This is a genomic window from Herbiconiux ginsengi (assembly GCF_900107435.1).
GTDB lineage: Bacteria > Actinomycetota > Actinomycetes > Actinomycetales > Microbacteriaceae > Herbiconiux > Herbiconiux ginsengi.
Map to the genome: position 1 here is coordinate 839,909 of NZ_FNPZ01000001.1, position 16,389 is coordinate 856,297.

General features: G+C 66.3%; 14 protein-coding genes. 5 read left to right on the forward strand and 9 right to left on the reverse strand.

Translation table 11 applies throughout. The features are described 5' to 3' along the window. Positions 1 to 36: 36 nt before the first annotated feature. Genes BLW00_RS04100 through BLW00_RS04130 form a run of 7 tightly spaced genes read right to left on the reverse strand, consistent with a single transcriptional unit; the run spans position 37 to position 9,919 of the window. The gene (locus BLW00_RS04100; RefSeq protein WP_092549542.1) at positions 37 to 2,700 is read right to left on the reverse strand and encodes a right-handed parallel beta-helix repeat-containing protein; all 2,664 of its coding nucleotides are present in this window, start codon (positions 2,698 to 2,700) and stop codon (positions 37 to 39) included. After that, a complete protein-coding gene (locus BLW00_RS04105) occupies positions 2,697 to 3,569 on the reverse strand; it encodes an NAD-dependent epimerase/dehydratase family protein (RefSeq protein WP_092549545.1) in 873 nt (290 codons plus the stop codon). The genes BLW00_RS04100 and BLW00_RS04105 overlap by 4 nt, the downstream gene beginning before the upstream one ends. Further along, complete coding sequence (locus tag BLW00_RS04110; RefSeq protein ID WP_217634280.1) at positions 3,566 to 5,581, reverse strand: glycoside hydrolase family 31 protein; 2,016 nt, start codon at positions 5,579 to 5,581, stop codon at positions 3,566 to 3,568. The genes BLW00_RS04105 and BLW00_RS04110 overlap by 4 nt, the downstream gene beginning before the upstream one ends. 6 nt (positions 5,582 to 5,587) lie before the next feature. After that, positions 5,588 to 6,523: a carbohydrate ABC transporter permease gene (locus tag BLW00_RS04115; RefSeq protein WP_175494117.1), complete on the reverse strand. Its 936-nt coding sequence runs from the start codon at positions 6,521 to 6,523 to the stop codon at positions 5,588 to 5,590. After that, positions 6,523 to 7,509: a carbohydrate ABC transporter permease gene (locus tag BLW00_RS04120; RefSeq protein ID WP_092549551.1), complete on the reverse strand. Its 987-nt coding sequence runs from the start codon at positions 7,507 to 7,509 to the stop codon at positions 6,523 to 6,525. Before BLW00_RS04120 ends, BLW00_RS04115 begins: the two co-directional genes overlap by 1 nt. Further along, positions 7,506 to 8,897 carry an ABC transporter substrate-binding protein gene (locus BLW00_RS04125; RefSeq protein ID WP_175494118.1) on the reverse strand — a complete coding sequence of 464 codons (1,392 nt, stop codon included), beginning with the start codon at positions 8,895 to 8,897 and terminating at the stop codon, positions 7,506 to 7,508. Before BLW00_RS04125 ends, BLW00_RS04120 begins: the two co-directional genes overlap by 4 nt. Positions 8,898 to 8,917: 20 nt before the next feature. Next, complete coding sequence (locus BLW00_RS04130) at positions 8,918 to 9,919, reverse strand: 2-hydroxyacid dehydrogenase (RefSeq protein WP_092549556.1); 1,002 nt, start codon at positions 9,917 to 9,919, stop codon at positions 8,918 to 8,920. A gap of 135 nt (positions 9,920 to 10,054) precedes the next feature. Here BLW00_RS04130 and BLW00_RS04135 point away from each other — a divergent pair, with 135 nt between their 5' ends. The 3 genes from BLW00_RS04135 to BLW00_RS04145 are packed head-to-tail and all read left to right on the forward strand — an operon-like array spanning position 10,055 to position 12,539. After that, positions 10,055 to 10,819, forward strand: a complete 765-nt coding sequence (locus BLW00_RS04135; protein WP_092549559.1) for a FadR/GntR family transcriptional regulator — start codon at positions 10,055 to 10,057, stop codon at positions 10,817 to 10,819. 23 nt (positions 10,820 to 10,842) lie between these two features. Then, on the forward strand, positions 10,843 to 11,457 hold the full coding sequence (locus tag BLW00_RS04140) for an SGNH/GDSL hydrolase family protein (protein WP_092549562.1): 615 nt from the start codon (positions 10,843 to 10,845) through the stop codon (positions 11,455 to 11,457). Next, entirely contained in the window at positions 11,430 to 12,539 is a 1,110-nt protein-coding gene (locus BLW00_RS04145) for a lactonase family protein (RefSeq protein WP_175494119.1), read from the forward strand. The genes BLW00_RS04140 and BLW00_RS04145 overlap by 28 nt, the downstream gene beginning before the upstream one ends. Before the next feature lie 47 nt (positions 12,540 to 12,586). On the opposite strand, the gene BLW00_RS04150 is transcribed toward BLW00_RS04145, so the two are convergent. After that, on the reverse strand, positions 12,587 to 13,225 hold the full coding sequence (locus BLW00_RS04150; protein ID WP_092549565.1) for a TetR/AcrR family transcriptional regulator: 639 nt from the start codon (positions 13,223 to 13,225) through the stop codon (positions 12,587 to 12,589). A gap of 48 nt (positions 13,226 to 13,273) precedes the next feature. Here BLW00_RS04150 and BLW00_RS04155 point away from each other — a divergent pair, with 48 nt between their 5' ends. Continuing rightward, positions 13,274 to 14,431: an epoxide hydrolase family protein gene (locus BLW00_RS04155; RefSeq protein ID WP_092549568.1), complete on the forward strand. Its 1,158-nt coding sequence runs from the start codon at positions 13,274 to 13,276 to the stop codon at positions 14,429 to 14,431. Between the two features lie 51 nt (positions 14,432 to 14,482). Here BLW00_RS04155 and BLW00_RS04160 read toward each other — a convergent pair whose 3' ends face one another. Beyond that, positions 14,483 to 15,622: an FAD-dependent oxidoreductase gene (locus BLW00_RS04160; RefSeq protein WP_092549571.1), complete on the reverse strand. Its 1,140-nt coding sequence runs from the start codon at positions 15,620 to 15,622 to the stop codon at positions 14,483 to 14,485. Between the two features lie 77 nt (positions 15,623 to 15,699). Between BLW00_RS04160 and BLW00_RS04165 the strand changes: the two genes are divergently transcribed. Then, positions 15,700 to 16,365, forward strand: coding sequence for a TetR/AcrR family transcriptional regulator (locus BLW00_RS04165; RefSeq protein WP_092549573.1), 666 nt, complete (start codon positions 15,700 to 15,702; stop codon positions 16,363 to 16,365). The last annotated feature ends 24 nt before the right edge of the window (positions 16,366 to 16,389 follow it).

Below are 16,389 nucleotides of genomic sequence, written 5' to 3' on the forward strand. Positions count from 1 at the left end.
CGTTCGATTCTCACTCTGAGTTGCCTGCGTATCCTTCTAGATGATGGTGAGGTTGGTGATCTTCGCCTGCTGATCTGCCGCGATCAGCACACTGCTTCCGCCGACTCCGGAGTACGTGTTGCCCGAGATCGTGAGGGTGTTCATCTGGCAGAGCATCGAGCCGATGGGCGACTTCCCTCCGACCCAGATGCCGGAGAAGGGGGTGGTGTCGATGGTGTTGCCCGAGATGGTGAACGTGCCCGTCGTCATTCCCGCGGATTCCCGGATGGAATGGATGGCGATCGCGCCCGGCGTGTAGGTGTAGTCGCCGATGCAGGCGTTGACGATGGTGTTGTTGGTGATGTCGGCCGAGTACATCGGGTATTCCGGGGCGCGGCCCCAGAGGTAGATGCCGGCCTGGCACGTGTTGCTCACCGAGTTGCCGTCGATGAGGAGGTCTGCACCGCTGCTGGCGAGGATGCCGGCGCCTTCGCTCGAACCGTCGACGGTGTTCGCATCGACGTGCACGAACTGCGCCTCGCGGAAGACTGCGCCGACCCATCCGATCTGGATGCCGCCGTCACGGTTGTCGTTCGCGCTGCAGCCCGTCACCCGCACCTGGCGCGACCCCTCGACGTCGATGCCGTACATGTTGGCGTTCTCACTGGTCACGTTGTCCAGGTAGACCCCGGTGCACGTGTCGATGAGGAGGTTGGAACCGCTCGCACCCGAGAGCGAGACGTCGGTGACCGAGACGTCTTTCGCTCCGGTGATCTCCAGCAGGGCCCGGTTGCGACGGAAGTCTGGACGGTCCGGGAGGGAGAACGCGATGTTCGAGACCGAGCATCCTTGGCCTCCGATGATGCGGACTCCTTGGTCTTCTGCGCTGGCGCAGACGATGACCGAGCTGGCGCCGACTCCGACGATGTGCACGTTGTCGCGCTCCGTGATGGCGAAGTGATGCGTGATCTTCGTGTCGCGGAACGTGGAGTAGGCCGGGTCGACCTGCAGGAGGAAGTTTCCGGCCGGCACGGCGATGACCCCTCCGGTTGCCGGCAGAGCCGCCAACGCCGCGCGGAATGCCGGGGTGTCGTCGTGAACGCCGTTTCCCAGTGCTCCGTAGCTCGTGACGTTGACCGTGGTGAGGCCCGATGTGCTCTGCGGTTGCGGGTCGGCCCAGCTGGTCTCGCTGGGTTCAGCCCGCCGCGGGGCGTAGGGATCGCTGTACGGGGTCGAGAGCGACGTCGTGAATCCGGTCATGTCTCCCGAGACCGAGCCGGTGACGCTCGGAAGGGTGGTGACGTAGTTGCCTCCCGACGTCACCCCGGTGGCCGTCCCCGCCAGCGCCACTGACGGTCCCGTGTTCTCGAGGATGCGGTTCTGGCTGATGTCGAGTCCGGTCAGCGTGCTGTTCGACGGGATGTTGATGCCGACGCCATCCGCCGCGTAGAGCTCATTGCCGAAGATTTCGATGTCGTTTCCCGTGACGCCGAGCCAATTGGTGATGCCGATGGCGATGTCGTTGTCCTCCGACCCGCGGACGCTGTTGTTCTGCACGGTCAACGTGTCGACCTTGTTCAGGAAGGCAATCGCTCCGTGGTATCCGCCCCCGCTGGAGAGGTGCCGGTTATCGGGTCGCATCTCCATCGTCGAGCGGATGCATACGTTGTTGACCACGGACGCGTCAATGAGCGTCGCAGGGCTGGTCGTGCTGATGTCGCTCAGGATGGCGGCTCCGGCGCTGTTCTCGATCCAGTTCTCGTCGATGATGTGATGCGAGCCACCGAGCGTCATGCCCCTGCCGTAGCAGGCGCTGATGACGGTGTTTCGGGTGAATCGCACGTTGGGAATGGTGTTGCTGTCAGGGAACAAGGCGCTGTCCTGGTAGTTCGCGAATCCGTCGTCGCCAATCGACTCCGCCCAGTTGTATGCAGCGACACTGTTCTTGGCCCCGCCGAAGTTGTAGGCGTCGGACGCACCGTTCCGCAACACGTTGTCGACCATCCAGCAATTGCTCGCGTGCTGCAGCAGAACGCCGGGCTGACAGTTCCCGATCGACATCCGGAGCACCTGTACCGACTCCGGTGTGCGCACGAGGAGCGCCGTGGCGGTGGTCGAGTGGCGGAGCATGTTCAACGGCAGCCACTCGATGGCGAAGTCGCGGAGCGAGACGTCGGTTGCGTTGACGAATTGCCAACCGTTGCCCGATGCGTAGGCAGGAGCCTCCTGTCCGTTGGTGACCATCTTGGGGCGGCGGAAGACCACTACACTGCCCTCGCCCTCCCCCACGAAGTGGACCCCGGAGATCGTCGCCTGGTACCACCAGTTGGGGCTGCCTCCTGACGGTGGCGTGAACACGTATCGTCCGATGGGGAGGTAGATGACTCCTCCGCCGAGTGCATTGATCGCGGAGATCGCGCTGTCGAACGCGGCCTTGTCCGACGTCACCCCGTCGCCGACTGCACCGTGATCCATGATGTTGACCACCGGCATGCTCTCGTAGTCGATGACGGGCATGCCCTCGAGTCCGGGCCGGGAATAGAACGACGGCGGGAGATTCGCGATGAACCCGCCCGAGGTGAGGTTTCCGAGCGCGAGAGGCGCTGTCGCAGGAATCGCGCCCAACCCGAATGCCGCCCCGGGTTGCGAGGCGAGCAGCGCTGCGGCGCCCGCCGCGGCGGTTCCTCCGATGAATGCTCGACGAGAGAATGCAGTGGTCATCGTTGACTCCGTTCTTGGTCGTTTCCTTGTGTCTGATCGGTTGCGCGCCAGGTGCGGGTGGGGGTCCAGCCCAGCAGCTCGCTCGTGGAAGTGGTGTCGATCAAGGCTCGATGCGGGTCGGCCGAGAAGTAGGCGATGAAGTCCGGCCGCCTCGGGACAGGCCAGTCGGAGACGATCTCGAGGGAGGGCTGAAACGCATCGGTGTCGGCGGCGCTGAGGTAGTAGGGGCCGGGCGGAACATCGACGGCGCGTGCCGCGTGGATGAGTGCCTCCACACAGTCCCTGATGTCGATGTAGGAGTAGAGCTCGCTTCTCGTTCGTGGAAGCGCGGCGAAATCGCGGCTCTGCCAGGCGGCGTAGTCGGATGCCGTCGCGACGTAGGTCGGGCGAAGGATGACCGAGGAGATCGCGCCGGCCCGATGGAGGTAGAGGAGATAGTCCTCGGCGAGCAGTTTCGAGACCTGGTAGGGAGTCGACGGACGCGCCGGCTCGTCATCCCCGACGGGAAGTCGCGTGGGAGATCCCGGCCCGACGATCCCCACCGCGTTGATGCTGGATGCATAGACGAATCGCCGGCATCCGGCCACGACGGCGGCATCGGCGAGCGCGACCGTACCGCCGGCGTTGACCTCGAGGATCTCACTCGGCGTACCGGCGCTGTCGCTCGCCAATCCGCCGAGGTGGATGATGACGTCCACGCCACTCACCGCGTGAGCGCGAACGGCGGGTTCGCGAACGTCTCCCTCGACGTGCCCTTCGCGGGAGGAGGGCACGACATCCATCGTTCGCACTGCGATGCCGCGTTCATCGAGGCCGGCGACGAGCTCGCGGCCGAGCTTTCCCTCGCTCCCGGTGACGAGCCAGGTCATGATGCTCTCGCGTCGCGTGTCTCGCGGGCCTCGCGGATCTCCGAGGCGACGGCCGATCCCGCTCGAACGAACGCGGGTATCCCGTCGGTCGGAATCACCGTCTCGACGTCTCGCGGACCGACGAACGTCTCGCCGGTCTGGAGCGACTCCCATTCGCCGCCGGGCAACCGGACGGATCGGGTGTCGGTGCCCTCGTCGAGGATGGGCGCGACGAGGATGTCGGGACCGAAGAGATACGCGTCGTCGACGGCCCAGGCTTCCGGATCTTCGGGGAAGTGGAGGAAGAGGGCTCTCATCGCCGGCATCCCGGTCTCGGATGCTTCGCGCATCACTCGCGCGATGTACGGCCTCATGGCTTCTCGCAACGCCAGGAATTTCGTCGCCGCTGCAAGCACCTCGTCGCCGAAGCTCCACACTTCGTTGGGCGCCCCGTACTTCAGCGCGACGTCCCCGTCCGGAATCCGGTGTCCGTGCAGCCGCATGATGGGCGTGAAGAGCGCGAATTGGAACCATCGCATGATCAGTTCGCGGAGATAGGGCGACTCGTTCGTGTTCGGCCCGTGGAACCCGCCGATGTCGCTCGACCACCAGGCGACCCCGCTGAGGCCCGCGTTGAGACCGGCAGGAACCTGAGCACGCAGCGACTCGAAGGTGGAGGGGACGTCGCCCGACCAGAGTGCGGCGCCGAAGCGCTGCGATCCGAGCCACGCCGATCGGGACAGATTGACGGCGTCGCGCGGATTCTCCGGTGTCATGCCTCCGCCCAGGGCTTGGGCGTTCCACCACGGGTATCTGTTGCCGACCCGGTCGCCGGGGCCGGCGGCGTACTCCCATTCCGAGGGTTCCTGGGGAACGATCTCGGGTTCGCTGGCGTCGACCCAGAAGCTCTCGATGCCGTGCGTCCGGTAGCCCCTGTCGACGGCGTTCCAGAGAAAGTCGCGTGCAGCGGGATTGCTCGGATCGTAGAAGTGCAGGAAGGCCGGGCCCTGCTGTCCCGCATCCACGAATCGGGCGGCCACCCCGAGCCCGCCGGCTTGGCGCAGCAGCAACCCGCCCGCATTCATGGCCGAATAGTTCTCGCTGTTCTCGTTGACCGCGGGCCAGACCGAGACCACCGGTTCGACACCGAGTTCCCGCAGCTCCGCCACCATCGCGTCGGGGTCGGGCCAGTGGGCCGGGTCGAACGCCCAGTCGCCGAAGTAGATCCAGTGCAGGTAGTCGATGACGATCGCCGCGAGCGGCAGCCCTCGAGAGAGGTGGTCTCTCACCACCGTGAGCAGCTCCTCTTGAGAGGCGTAGCGGAGTCGTGATTGCCAGAACCCCGACGCCCATTCGGGAAAGCGGGGTGCTCGCCCGACGAGCTCGGTGAATCGCGCGACGATGCTCTGAGGAGTGGGCTCGGCGATCACGATGTAGTCGAGCTGCTCGGTGTTGTCGGCCGTCCAGAGCGTGCGATTGCTCGCCAGTTCGACCCGCCCCGGACTCGGGTTGTTCCAGATCAGGCCGTAACCGAGACTGGACAGGAGGAAGGGGATCGACACGTTGGAGTTGTGCTGGAGGAGGTCGACGACCGCGCCCTTCTGATCGAGCAGGCCGTGCTGCTGCTGGCCGAGGCCGTACAAGCGCTCCTCGGGGTCGGCATCGAACCGTACGTGCAGGGTCGTGGCGCCGGCACGTCGACGGAAATAGCGCGGAGGCGGCGAAGCCAGGAACTGCGGTGTCTCGCGGAGGAGGGTGCGGCCGTCCGCCGAGCGGAAGACGATCTCACCCTTGCGGTCGACGGTGGCGGTCAGCAGCCCGTTGGCGAGCGAGGTGATGTCGCCGTCCACGCTCACCGCGGCATCCGCAGCCGGCCCGATGGGCTGGTCGGAGATCAAGCCCCCGGTCTCACGACGATCGATCGGCCCTCGATACGATGCCCGCACGCGGATGGCGTTCGGACCCCAGGCCTCGATGCGGATCGTTCCGCCTCGATCGGGTCTGTCGATGACTACCTCGGCATGGCCGCTCACGTGCATTTATCCTTTCAATCCGCTGAAGCCGACGCCCTGGACGATCTGGCGCTGGAAGATGATGAAGACGATCAGGGGCGGGATGGTCGAGATGAGCATTCCGGCCAGCACGAGCGCCTGATCCGCGTTCTCCGCCAATCGCGGAAGAGCCACCGATAGCGGCTGCTTCGCCGGGTCGCTCATTGCCACGAGCGGCCAGAGGAAGTCTTTCCAGGCGCCCATCAACGACAGCAGCCCGATCGCGAACATCATCGGCCGCGACAGCGGCATGGCGATCTGCAGCAGCATCCGGAACGGCGACGCCCCGTCGACCGACGCCGCCTCGAACAGCTCCCGCGGCAAGGTGTCGAAGAACTGCTTGGCGATGAGCACGTTGAAGGCATGTGCACCGGCGGGCAGCCAGATGGCCCACGGCGTGTTCGCGATGTTGATGTTCAGTCCGGGAACATTGATGATCGTGAGGTACAGCGCGACGAGCGAAACCGTTCCCGGGATGAACAAGGTCGCGAGGATGGCACCGTAGACGACTCTGCCGAAGCGCGGCCGCAGCACCGAGAGCGCGAATCCGGCGGTGACCGCGACGATCACCTGCACGCCGGCCGCGCCGACGGCGTAGACGACCGTGTTGAGCAGATAGTGCCCGATGTCGAGTTGGGTCCAGGCGTTGGCGATGTTGTCCCACTGGGTCGTGGAGGGCCAGAGCGCGGCGGGATTCTGCAGCAGCTCCTGGGTGCCGGAGAACGATCCCTTGAACAGCCACCACAGGGGTCCGATCCCGGCGATGGCGACAAGCGCGAGCAGAGTTCCCTGAATCGCCCGCACGCTGAGCCGCAGGCCCGGCCGGCGAAGGTCGGCTCTGGAGATCAGGCTGCGATTCGCATCCGTCCTCGTACGGCGTCTGGCCCGAACCACGGGGCGCGGGGCTTCGGTGTTCACGATCATCAGGAGGTGCTCCAAGCGCGCGTGAGACGGAGGTAGATGGCTGACAGGATGGCGAGGGCCGCCGCGAGCAGAACGCTCAGCGCCGTCGCGTAGCCGAAGTCGCCGTTGATGAAAGCGGCTCGGTAGATCAGCAGAAGTACGGTGACGGTCGAGTTCTCCGGTCCGCCGTCGGTCATCACGTACGGCTCCGTGAAGATCTGCAGCGTGCCGATCATCTGCAGCAGCAGCAGGATCAGCATGATCCCCCGGAGCTGCGGCAGAGTGACGTGCCAGATGCGCTGCCAGATGGAAGCGCCATCGGTCTCCGCCGCCTCGTAGAGTTCCGGGCTCACGCCGGACAGGGCCGCCAGGAACAGAAGGACGGTGCTGCCGACACCGGCCCAGAGGATCAACAGCACCAGGCTCGGCAGGGCGGTCGCCGTGGACTGCAACCAGGGGAACGGGCCGAGGCCGATCGCGCCCAAGGCGGCATTGAACAGACCGTTGTCGGGGTCGTAGAAGAACTTCCACAGCAGAACGGAGACGACGGGCGGGATGATCACCGGGATGTAGACCAGCACCCGGAAGATGCCGCCGAGCCTCCGCAGCTCGAACATCATGATGGCCAGGAACAGCGGGATCGGGAATCCGAACAACACCGACAGCGCCCCGAATTCGAGCGTGTTCCGCACCGCGGTGAGCAGGATGGGGTCACTGAAGACGTTGGCGAAGTTGTCGAGCCCCACCCAGGTGGGCGCGTCGACCAGGTTGTTGTACTGCACGCTGAGGAGCAGGCTGCGCAGGATCGGCCACCACGAGAACACGCCGAACAGGAGCAGAGCCGGGAGCAGCAGCACCAGGGCAGAGAGGTCGCGCCTCCAGCGTCCCGGGTGCTTGAGCCGCCGCCTGGCCCGGGGTTCGAGCACCCGGCCGTCGTCGTGGGGTCCCGATCCGGTGGTGGAGGCGGCCGCGGTCGCCTCCACCACCAGATCGTTGCTGGTCGTCATCCCTGTCCCTGCTGAGCCTGCTTGACGGCCTGCTCGGCGGTGGGCTGTGCCTTCTCGAGCTCCGCCATCGGGTCGGCGTCCTCACGGGTGAGCACCGCCTGCATGACCGGGTCGAGCGAGCCGTACACCAACTGCGCCGCGACGGGCGGCTCGGCTTCGAGGTCGAGCCCGGCCGTGCCGGTGACGAAGGGCTCGAAGTTCGCCGAGTCGATCGTGATGAACGGTTCGATGGCCGCGTGCACCTTGTCCTGCGTCTCCTGATCGAAGAGCGGGATGGTGGGGATGCCGACCGGGATTCCGGCCGCCGCGTTCGACTCGGCTACAGTCGCCGCAGCCTCCGGGTCGTACTGCGGGCGGAGCCAGTGGTAAGCGGCCCACTTGATGGCCGCAGCCTTCTCCGCGGGTGTCGCCTTCGCGTTGACCATGGCCACGCTGCCGCCGGCGAGAGTCGTTCCGCCACCGGCCTGCGGGTAGGCGGCCATTCCGAACTTCGTGGGGTCGCCCTGGTATTGCTGGATGTAGTTCGTGTAGTAGTCGGGCGCCGAGATGATCATGCCGAAGTTGCCGGCCGCGAATCCGCTGTTGATGTCGTCGTAGCCGAGGAGGGCGTTGGTGCCCATGGAGTCGTCCTCCCACCGCATCGCCTTGAGGGTGTCGAGGTAGGCGGCCGCCTGGTCGTTCGCGACGTCGGCCGTGTAGGTCCCGTCGTCTCCCAAGACCTCCATGGTGCCGCCGTGCGAGTAGGTGCCGGCGGTCAGATGCCATCCGCCCGCGTTGTTGGTGGTCATCTCGGCGAACCCGGGCACGCCCGTCGCGTCGGTGATCTTCTTCGCAGCGGTTCGCACCTCGTCCCAGGTGGTGGGAGGCTGATCGGGGTCGAGGCCGGCGGCGGTGAACAGGTCGCGGTTGTAGGCGAGGCCGAGTGCGTATTCGGCGGTGGGGAGTCCGTACAGCTGCCCCTCGTCGCCGCGCAGCGGATCGAGCACCTTCTGGTTGAGGCTGCCCGCCTCCGGGAGGGCTTCCACGTCGGCCGTGATGTCGGCGACCTGTTTGCGGGCGATCAGCCCGGGCGGGTCGGTGAGGGGAACCCACAGCAAGGTCGGAGCGGTTCCTCCGGCCAGTTCCGTCACATACGACTGCGCGTTCCACTTCTCATCGGTCGGCGTGACCGTGATGTCGGGGTTCTCCTTCTCGAACGCTGTGATCTCGTCGAGATAGGCCTGGCGCGCCTCGGGCTTCGTGGTCGCCGGGATGCCCATCACGGTGATCGTGACCGGGCCGTCGGTGGCGCCCGCGTCGGCGCCGGCATCCGCTGAGCACGACGTCAACGCCAAGGCCACGAGGGCCACGGGGACGATCGCCAGTGCTGCTCTGGGGTTCATCTTCATTGATTTCTCCTGGTGGTGATTCATCGGGATTCGATGGGATTCGGGTGGATCGGGGATTCGTACACGATGTTGCGCAGTTCTCCGCCGTCACGGAGCGCCGCGATGTTGCGGGCGACGTCTTTCATCCGGCGGTGGAAGACGTCGGAGGTCACCCCGGAGGTGTGAGGGGTGAGGATGACGTTGTCGAGTTCTCCGAACGGAAGTCTCGACGGGCTCCGGAGGTTGCCCTGCTCCGGGTACTGCCACCAGACGTCGATGGCAGCGCCACGGATGGCGCCGTTCCGAAGGGCGTCGAAGAGCGCCTGCTCGTCGACGATGGGGCCCCGTGCGACATTGATGAGCACGGCGTGCGGCGCGAGCAGAGCCAGTTCGCGCGCTCCGATCAGGCCGCGTGTGTGTTCGCTCAACGGTGTCGTCACGACCACGAAGTCGGAGAGCGTGAGGAGGGTGTCGATGTCGTCCGTGCCGCCCATCCAGGCGACGGGAACGGCGGTGGGGCGCTCGGGGTGGCGGCGGATGCCGACCACCCGCATCCCGAGAGCCGTGGCCAGGATCGCGACGTGCTCTCCGATCTCGCCCATGCCCAGGATGCCGACCGTTCTGCCTTCGAGCGTTTCGTGCACAGGAGATCCGGGGTCCTGGAAGACCGACAACCACCGTCCGGTGCGCAGAGCCCGGTCTTCGCGGATCAGGTCGCGCGACAGGGCGAGCATCGACATGACGCAGTACTCGGCGATGGCGCGACCGTGATGAGACGTGTTCGCGACGCGTGCCCCGGCGGGGAGCGCGTGCAGGTCGATCCCCTCGTAGCCCGCTCCCGCCACCTGCACCAGCTGGAGGTCAGCGGCCGGAGGGAGTTCGTCGGCGCTGAGTTTCGACCCGACGAAGACCTCCGGCGAATCGGAGGCATCGGCGATGCTCTGCCCGGGCGTGAGGAACTCCCACGTCAATCCGGGGCCGGCCAGTTCTCTGAGCTGGGCGCCCAATCGCACCTGCATCGGGTCGGCGACGACGACGTGCACGCTTACTCCTCACTGAGCGGTTGACTTCAATAATCAGATTATTATGACTAGAAGCTCAGCGTGTCAACTCTTTCGTGAAATCACTAGTGTTGACGAGGTAGTACTATTTATCAGGTTATTAGTTGAGGGAGATGAATGACAGTGGCCGGCGAAGTGAGTTTCGGGGTCGGCGGCACGCGTCTTCACGATCAGACGGTCGAATACCTCGGCCGGTCGATCGTTCAGGGGGTGCTTCCTCCGGGCTCATCGATCAATCCCGAGAAGCTCGGAGAGCACCTGGGAGCCTCGCGCTCGGTCGTGCGCGAAGCTTTCCGGGCGCTCGAGGCGAAAGGGCTCGTCACCGCTCGGCCCAAAGTGGGCACACGTGTGGCCGATGAGAGCAGGTGGGACTACCTCGACCCCCAGGTCATCACGTGGCGCCTGCAGGGCGACGAGCGGTTGGATCAGGTGGAGGAGCTGTATTCCACCCGGTTGGCCATCGAACCTGTTGCCGCGCGCCTGGTCTCGCTGAGCTCGGAGACGTCAGCGATCGGTGGCCTCAGCGCGATCCTCGATCGCATGCAGGCCGCTTTCGAATCCCGCGACATCCACGCCTTCACCGAGGCCGACGTCGAGTTCCACACCACATTGCTCGCACTCTCGGGCAACCGCATGTTCCAGCGCTTGCAGAGCGTCATCGCGACGGCCGTCCGCACCCGCGAGACATTGGTCTTCCCGTTGGTCGAGGAGACCCTGCACGGGCTGGAAGTGCATCGGCGGCTCGTCGCCGAGATCGCGAACGGCGACCCCTCGGTCGAGCAGACGTCCCGCACCCTGATCGTCAACGCTCAGCGCGAGGCCGAGGTCGCACTCGGTCACTGGGGCACGCTGCCGCCGGCGCACACGACCGCAACCGACTGACCGCACGAGTTCGAAGGACACTGATGTCAGAACCCTCCCCCGTCCTCGTCTTCGCAGGAGACAGCGTGACGGATGCCAACCACCGCGATCCCGGCCGGCATCCACTCGGCGCCGGCTACGTCAGGGTCATCGACGATCGCCTGCAGCGAGCCGGGAGTGCCTTCTCGATCGTGAACGCCGGAATCGGCGGCAACCGGGTGCGAGACGTGCGTGCGCGTTGGGCCGAGGACGTGTTGGCCCATGATCCAGCCGTCATCACGATCCTCGTCGGGGTCAACGACATGTGGCGCCGCTTCGACCGAGACGACCCGACCAGCGCGGCCTCCTTCGAAGACGATTACCGGCGCATCCTCGACGATTCGGTGCCGACGGGTGCTTCTCTGGTGATGATGGAGCCCTTCTTGTTGCCGATCGACTCCGCCCAAGAGAACTGGCGCGACGATCTCGACGAGAAGATCGCGGTCGTGCATCGCCTGTCCCACGAGTATTCGGCGAGATTGGTCGAACTCGATCGGCACCTCACTCGCCGGGCCGCGGAAAGCGATCCTTCGGATTTCGTGACCGACGGCATCCATCCGACCGAAGTCGGCCACCGGGAGATCGCCGAATCGTGGCTGGAAGGGTTCCGGGCGCCCTGAACGATCCCGCGGCTCTCGACACGACCACCCTCTGGATCGGCACCTCCACCGCAGAACTCGGTGGATCGGGCCACGGTATCGAACGCGTGCGGGTGAACGACAGCAGTGCACCGAAGCACGAGCCGCCGATCCCGGCCCATTCGCCCTCCTTTCTCGCGGCCCACCCCGCGCTCCCTGTGCTGTATGCCGTCGAGGAGTCGACCGGAAATTTGGTCGTGCTGGATGTCGCCCGCGAATCCGTGCGATGGCTCGGGCCGCCCCAGTACGCCTGCGAGCTTCCCTGCCACATCCACGTCGATCCGCGAGGCCGCTATCTCGTGGTCAGCGGTTGGGGCGACGGAACGATCGCGTTGTTCGACCTGTCACCCGACGGAAGGCCCCTGTTGCGAGACAGAGTGGGGCTCGAGGGAACCGTGCCACCGCGCGCGCACAGCGCGACAACGGTGCGCGAGGGGAAGATCGCAACGGTGGACATCGCCAACGATTCGATCTGTTTCTGGCGTCTCGACGAGACGGAGGGGATGGTTTCGGAGTACGCGCTCGATCTACCGGCCATGAGCGGACCCCGCCACCTGAAGGTCCACGGTGACGGCCTGGTCTATGTCGTCACGGAGTACTCGGGGTGCGTCTTCGTGCTCCGCGCCGGCCGCGCCGGCCGGTTCACGATCGCCGGCTCCGCACCGCTTCGTCCGCACGGCACATGGTCTCGCACCGACCTCGCTGCGGAGATCACCATCACCGATCTCGGCTCGGCGACATTCGCGCATGTCGGCGTACGCGGATCGGACACCATCGTCACGATGCGTGTCGCACCGAACAGGACGGATCTCGTGGCCATCGACGAAGTGTCATGCCACGGCATCACCCCGCGACACCACACGACCGTCGGCTCTCGGCTCTACGTCGCCAATCGGGCATCGAACTCCATCGCCGTCTTCCAGCTCGGCCCGTCGGGCTTGCCGACGCACCGCGGAGACGTGGATGTCGGTTCACCCAGCTGCGTCGTCGTGATGAACGACGACGTGCCGGCCGGTCCGCTCCGACGCGGCGACAGTCTGGGCGCGAGAATCCGGCATTCGTGAGTCGGCGGAGCAACGATCCGTGTGCTGCGGTACGGCTTCCGCCGTCGTCACGGCCGACCTGATTCGATTGCGCCGAGGAGAGGGAGAAGAACGGCGTCGACGAAGCGCTGCCGGCTCGCCACGGAGGGCTGCGCGCCGTCGAACAGGGTCGAGGTGAACAGGTGCTCGAAGGCGAGTTCGAGCACGATCTCCGCACGCTCGGCGTGAACAGCCTCGCCCCGGGAGACGGCCCGGTCGCAGATCTCGCGTCCGACATCGTGGCTTCGTTCACGAACCTGAGTACCGACCTGCTCCCGCAACGCGGCATCATCTCGGATGGCATCGATGAGACCGATCAGGGACGGGCCACGCCCGCCGGTGAGCGTCTCGGCGATCTCGCCGACCGTCGCCAGCAGATCCCCCCGGAGGGTGCCGGTGTCGGGCACCGCGGGAGACTCGCCCTCGGCGTGCCGACGAAGCGCATCCGCGACCAATTCGGATTTGGTGGACCAGCGCCGGTACATGGTCGTCTTCGACGCGTGTGCGCGGGCGGCGATGCCGTCCATCGTGACGCGCTCGTAGCCGACCTCGCCGATGAGCTCGAGCGCGGCATCCAGGATCGCCACGGTGCGAGCCTCGCCGCGCAGCTCCGAGGGGCCCGTCTCGGCGATCCGGGTGTCTTCGGCAGGGGCGATCGGCTTGACCATATGTGTACGATACCGTACGGTACCGAAGTAAGCAATGGAGGATCTGCCATGTCCGAGGCCATCGAACACATCACGATCGCGGTTCCCCAGGAGCAGCTCGACGATCTGCGCACGCGACTGTCGCTGGTGCGCTGGCCGGACGGCCGCACCGTGTCGGACACCTCTCAAGGGCCGACTCCGGAGAAGCTCGCCGCGCTGGTCGATCACTGGCGCGACTCGTACGACTGGCGCACCGTCGAGGCGCAACTCAACGCCTGGGGCATGTATCGCACCACGATCGACGGTCTCGACATCGACTTCCTCCACATCCGCTCGGGCGAGCCGAACGCGACGCCGTTGATCATGACCCACGGGTGGCCCGGCTCCGTGCTCGAGTTCCGGAAGGTCATCGGTCCGCTCACCGACCCGGCGGCCTTCGGATTGGACCCCGCGCAGGCCTTCCATCTGGTCATCCCCGTGCTCCCCGGGTTCGGGTTCTCGCAGAAGCCCAGCGATACCGGATGGACCCCGCCACGCATAGCCAAGGCATGGATCACGCTGATGAACCGTCTCGGATACGAACGGTGGGGCGCCCAAGGCGGCGACCTCGGCTGCGCCGTCACGGACGAGATCGCGAAACTGCACCCGGCCGGTCTGATCGGCACCCACCTGAACTTCGCGATGTTCCCGCCCACCCCGGACGAGATCCGCACCGCCACACCGGCGGAGCAGGCGGCTCTCGGCGACGCGAAGCACTTCTGGGACACCCTCTCCGGCTACGCCAAAGAACAATCCACCAGACCGCAGACCATCGGATACTCCCTCGCCGACTCGCCCGTCGGGCAAGCCGCCTGGATCTACGCGATGTTCCAAGACACCTGCGGCACACCCGGCGACGCCGAAGGGTCATTCACACTCGATGAGATGCTCGACGACATCATGCTGTACTGGCTCCCGAACTCGGGCGCCTCCGCCGCCCGGATGTACTGGGAGATGGACCAGTCCGGCTGGTCGTCACCGGCCACGATCGACGACCCGATCAGCGTCCCGGTCGGCTTCACCATGCCCCCGAAAGAGGCCGTCCGGAAGTCGTTCCGCCAGTTGGAGCGGCGCTACTCGAACATCGTGTTCTTCAACGAGCCGGCGGCTGGTGGTCACTTCTTCGCGCTCGAACAGCCGGCCACCCTCGTCGCCGACATCCGCGCAACGTTCGCGCTGCTTTCCTGACGACTCCCCCGACAAGGCCACCCGAGGAACGGACGTCGTCGACATGCCCCGTCAACCGGCAGTCGGCGCAGCGTCGCCGCCGAACAACGCGAGGAGCCCGTGGGGTGCGTCGGCTCCGAAGATCAGCTCGACGGATTCGTGTGCGGCGACCGCTTCGGCCTCACTGCGCTCGAACATGACAGCCTCGTATTCGGCGAGCGCGGTTTCGAGGTCGTCGGGATGCGTGGCGATGGCCTCGCCCAGCTCGGCTCCGTCGAGCAGGGCGGTGTTCGCGCCTTCACCACCGGGGACGGTGACATGGGCGGCGTCGCCGACGAGCGTCACGCCGGGGACGCGCTCCCAGCGGTGCCGATCGGGCAGTTCGTAGATCGCGCGAAGGACCGGCGCGGCGTCGGCTTCGGTGAGCAACGCGGTAAGCGTCGGCGCCCAACCATCGAACTCGGCGGCTACGCGGGCTTTCGCACCGGCGGCATCCGCGAAATCGATGTCCTCGAACCAGTCGATGGGGCGATGCAGCACGACGTAGCTGTGGATGACGTCACCGGCCTCGCGATGGGCCAGGAAACCCTGGCCGGGCACAAGCGCATACATCGCCCCGTCGCCGACGGCTGCCGCGACTTCTGAATGACGCTCGTCGACGTCGGTCAGGAGGGTGTCGATGTAGGCCATCCCGGAGTACGTGGGCGTCGCATCGGAGAGCAGTGGGCGCACCTTCGACCATACGCCGTCCGCGCCCACCAGCAGGTCGGTGACCGCGCTCGACCCGTCGGCGAAGGCGAGTTCGTGCCGTCCATCGGCGAGGGGGGTCGCAGCGAGGAGCCTTCTCCCCCACTGCACGGAGCCGGCCGGAAGGGAGTCGAGCAGGATGCGGCGCAGGTCACCGCGCAACGTTTCGGGACGCGGCCCTTCGCCGTCGTCGGCCACATCGGCCAGGACGGTTCCGTCGTGGCCGATCACCCGCTGCGCCGCCCCGCCCTCGTGGATGATGGCGCGGAATTCCGCGGTGAGGCCCGCCTTTGCCAGCGCGAGCTGGCCGTTGTGTTCGTGCAGATCGAGCTGGCCGCCCTGGGTGCGCACCTCGGGCGCCGAGTCCAGCTCGTAGACGGTCGAGGCGATGCCGTGGAGGTGAAGGACGCGTGCGAGGGCAAGGCCGCCGAGTCCCGCCCCGATGATGCTGATGGAGTTCGTCATGAGAGTTCCTTTCCAATTTTGGAATCCGATTCCAAACTCATCTTGGAATATGATTCCAATAGTGTCAAGATGGTGACATGACAGTGGAGCGGCGAACGACACGGCGGCGCGACGCGCTCTCGAAGGAGCGCATCGTCGAGGCCGCGATCGACGTCCTGGACACCGATGGCGACCGCGGCCAGGTCTTCCGTGCTCTGACGGTTCGCCTCTCCACCGGAGTCGGGGCGATCTACCACCACGTCGCCAACAAGAACGATCTGCTCGCGGCGGCGGCCGACGCCGTCATCGCTCCTGTGATGAGCGATGCCACGACCGACGGCGAGCCCGAAGAGACGATCCGCGCCATCGCGCTGGGGATCTTCGACTCGATCGACGCGCATCCGTGGGTGGGAGCCCAATTGTCCCGTGACCCGCGGCAGCCGGCTGTATTGCACATCTGGGAGGGCATCGGCGGTCAGCTCAACGCTCTCGGCATCACAGGAGCCGCCCGTTCCGACGCCGGCGCCGCGCTGGTCAACTATGTCCTCGGCTCGGCGGCACAGCACGCCGCAGGCCCGGGCCAAGCGCCCCGCGCGGCCGATCGTTCAGCCGCCCTGGCGACTCTCGCCACCGAATGGGAACAACTGGACCCGGCCGAATATCCGATGGTGCGCGACGAAGCAGCACGCCTGGGCGCGCACGACGATCGTGCGCAGTTTCTCGCCGGCGTCGACATCTTCCTCGCCGGCATCCGGACCCTCTGACCATCGCCGAGCGGGGCGGAAGGG

Excerpts from the sequence above, each read along its gene's own strand:
- BLW00_RS04100 (WP_092549542.1), bottom strand. The coding sequence starts at position 2,700 with ATGACCACTGCATTCTCTCGTCGAGCATTCATCGGAGGAACCGCCGCG.
- BLW00_RS04105 (WP_092549545.1), bottom strand. The coding sequence starts at position 3,569 with ATGACCTGGCTCGTCACCGGGAGCGAGGGAAAGCTCGGCCGCGAGCTC.
- BLW00_RS04115 (WP_175494117.1), bottom strand. The coding sequence starts at position 6,523 with ATGATCGTGAACACCGAAGCCCCGCGCCCCGTGGTTCGGGCCAGACGC.
- BLW00_RS04120 (WP_092549551.1), bottom strand. The coding sequence starts at position 7,509 with ATGACGACCAGCAACGATCTGGTGGTGGAGGCGACCGCGGCCGCCTCC.
- BLW00_RS04125 (WP_175494118.1), bottom strand. The coding sequence starts at position 8,897 with ATGAAGATGAACCCCAGAGCAGCACTGGCGATCGTCCCCGTGGCCCTC.
- BLW00_RS04135 (WP_092549559.1), top strand. The coding sequence starts at position 10,055 with ATGACAGTGGCCGGCGAAGTGAGTTTCGGGGTCGGCGGCACGCGTCTT.
- BLW00_RS04140 (WP_092549562.1), top strand. The coding sequence starts at position 10,843 with ATGTCAGAACCCTCCCCCGTCCTCGTCTTCGCAGGAGACAGCGTGACG.
- BLW00_RS04150 (WP_092549565.1), bottom strand. The coding sequence starts at position 13,225 with ATGGTCAAGCCGATCGCCCCTGCCGAAGACACCCGGATCGCCGAGACG.
- BLW00_RS04155 (WP_092549568.1), top strand. The coding sequence starts at position 13,274 with ATGTCCGAGGCCATCGAACACATCACGATCGCGGTTCCCCAGGAGCAG.
- BLW00_RS04160 (WP_092549571.1), bottom strand. The coding sequence starts at position 15,622 with ATGACGAACTCCATCAGCATCATCGGGGCGGGACTCGGCGGCCTTGCC.
- BLW00_RS04165 (WP_092549573.1), top strand. The coding sequence starts at position 15,700 with ATGACAGTGGAGCGGCGAACGACACGGCGGCGCGACGCGCTCTCGAAG.